Origin of the sequence: Cellvibrio sp. BR (assembly GCF_000263355.1) — a bacterium.
GTDB lineage: Bacteria > Pseudomonadota > Gammaproteobacteria > Pseudomonadales > Cellvibrionaceae > Cellvibrio.
In genome coordinates this window covers 1-2,327 of record NZ_JH668216.1, presented here as the reverse complement: position 1 = coordinate 2,327, position 2,327 = coordinate 1, and the positions used below count along the sequence as shown (strand labels likewise).

General features: G+C 38.6%; 2 protein-coding genes and 1 pseudogene. 1 reads left to right on the top strand and 2 read right to left on the bottom strand.

The window, feature by feature from the left end:
* Positions 1-183, top strand: a pseudogene (locus O59_RS22150) (IS110 family transposase); the annotation flags it as partial.
* Between the two features lie 1,024 nt (positions 184-1,207).
* Here the strand turns inward: O59_RS22150 and O59_RS20740 are convergent.
* Entirely contained in the window at positions 1,208-1,636 is a 429-nt protein-coding gene (locus O59_RS20740) for a hypothetical protein (RefSeq protein ID WP_040393958.1), read from the bottom strand.
* Positions 1,637-1,794: 158 nt separating this feature from the next.
* Positions 1,795-2,271: a hypothetical protein gene (locus O59_RS20735; protein ID WP_040393956.1), complete on the bottom strand. Its 477-nt coding sequence runs from the start codon at positions 2,269-2,271 to the stop codon at positions 1,795-1,797.
* Positions 2,272-2,327 lie beyond the last annotated feature (56 nt).

Here is a 2,327-nt window from a genome sequence, read left to right as displayed (position 1 = left end):
GGCACCGATTCGAACGGTGCTGTACATGGCCATGCTCAGTGCAATCCGGTAATGAAGAAATTTTACAAAAAGCTCGTCGAGCAGGGTAAGCACAAGAAGGTTGCGCTTACAGCCTGCATGAGAAAAATGATGACAATTTTAAATGCTATGGTGCGTGATAATTGCGAGTGGCAAGCTAACTAAATTTGAATTGCAGGTATTGATTTTTTACCGCAGTCGCTTGTTATGTGCTAGCGAGTTATAATGATTTCTTCTGTTTCCAAATACCAGCCCTTAGTTTTCATGCATTCAACTATTTGAAATGACCTAAGTATTTCCTTGGGTGGAGTTGGGTATTTTGATGACAGATACTTTATACAAGAAGTTACATCTATAGTGCTTTTTTCAAGCTCATTTTCTGACAGTGTATATTCGTAATTCTTGCCTATGGGTTTCCATGATTTAATAAAGCCATAGTGAGACTGCGGAAACTCGTCGCGAAGCATTTCGCGAGCAGAAGATTCGTATTCAGATTGAGCGGTACACCCAATAAGAAATGTGCTAACCAATATAGCAATTGATAATCCATTCATACTTTCGGGCCTACTATTGGTGGGCATTGGAACACTGGTCTTACCCACAAAGCCGCGACTTAAAAACTGTCCAGCGCACGTAGTGCGCGGGTTGCTACACTTTGTTATAACTTTTCACGGAAGCTCGACTGCTTGCCTATGACGATAAATATTGACTAGTTTATTGTCTTGGAATACCAGCCGAATACTATTTAATAAACTCTCTGAACCAAATGTTAACTCCCATTGATCTACTTTATCTAATTGATCAAAGCTTATCTGATGAGACTTGAGTATCACTATTCCCGGGCTGACTCTATCTGGATAAATTAGCCAGATAGAATGAAAATCGTAATCAGCCACTACTGAATAGGTTTCGATTTTTGATGCACCAATATTGAAGCCATATGCGCTGCCGGAATGTACTGAATCATGGATTGTGTATGTTTTCCATGCAACAACCAGTGCTACTGGGATTGCAATAACAAGCACGGCAACGAATAAGGTTACTTTTTTAATTTTTTGAATCTCCAGTGTTATAACGCTGAGATAAACTGTGGTTTTTAAGTTGACAGTTTGCGCAATAATGGCGAAGCCATGCGCAAATTGACGACTTAAAAACCATCAGTTTGATTGATTTGTTAGAGATTTAGATGCTAGTTAACAGGAGCAATTTTAACTGTTATTGAAGTTTCTCCCCCAACACCAAACCCTAAGAATTTTCCTTCAGCATTAAAGGAAATAGCCAATTCTATTTCCGTAATAGAGTACTCTTCGGTTAATGCTTCAGAAAAACTCTCGACAGCTTCTTTGATTGCTATTTGCGCTTTAGACATTCCGGCTTTTATTTTACTTGCTGGAACAACTTGCTTGATTCTGGGAGAAACACGCTTTGCTTGCACTTCAGGCATATACACCCCAGCGTCACTTTTCGTGAAGCCAGATACTTTCGGATTAACCGGTGTACGTTTTTTTGGGATAGACGCAACCTTTGATGCAACTGTTCTTGTAACTTTTTTGGCAATTGGAGCATCTTTAGCTTTACTTGTTGTTTTTTTCGTCTTTGCTTCCGCTACCTTCTTCATTTTTACTCCTTGGTTTTCTCTAACGTCGTGTTCAGCCGAAGTTTGTAAGTAGCGCATTTACGAAAAACTTCGCGCAGCGATTCGCTAAATGCGCTACTTACAAACTGTCGAGTGGAGGCGCGAAGCGCCGTAACGGTGTTGGAACACCTTGTTATAGGCTACCAAATACATGGAAGTTCATATACTTCATCTATTGTATTGCATGACGTAATTACTTCTCTAATTTTTTTAGATGCTTCAATTTTATATGATTGTTCACATGCGATTTTCGCACTGTCATAGTCACCCTCCGAACCTTTTGCAGTAGGGTATAACTCTAATATATAGTTATTGAACTCAAAATTGCATTTTGCTTCGATGTATAATCGATGCTTTTCAATTAGATCAAGCATATTAGCTTCGATTCGTTGGTATTCTTTGGCTAAATCAGGATGTTTTGATTTTATAGATTGAATTAAACTTTTAAATTCATTTAATGACGATTCATACTCTATGTTTGCTTTTTCCGAAGGACAGGAAATCAACTCTTTAAGACTGGGTTCCCTTTTTTCAATTTCATAGCTACACCACTCGTTTTCTGAATGCGCAAAACCAGAGAAGACAGTGATGATTAACAAAAATAATTTTCTATTCATTTCCATTCTCTTGGTCTTACCCACAAAAAGTAGACACCCTAACTATGCAGCCAAGG

Excerpts from the sequence above, each read along its gene's own strand:
- O59_RS20740 (WP_040393958.1), bottom strand. The coding sequence starts at position 1,636 with ATGAAGAAGGTAGCGGAAGCAAAGACGAAAAAAACAACAAGTAAAGCT.
- O59_RS20735 (WP_040393956.1), bottom strand. The coding sequence starts at position 2,271 with ATGAATAGAAAATTATTTTTGTTAATCATCACTGTCTTCTCTGGTTTT.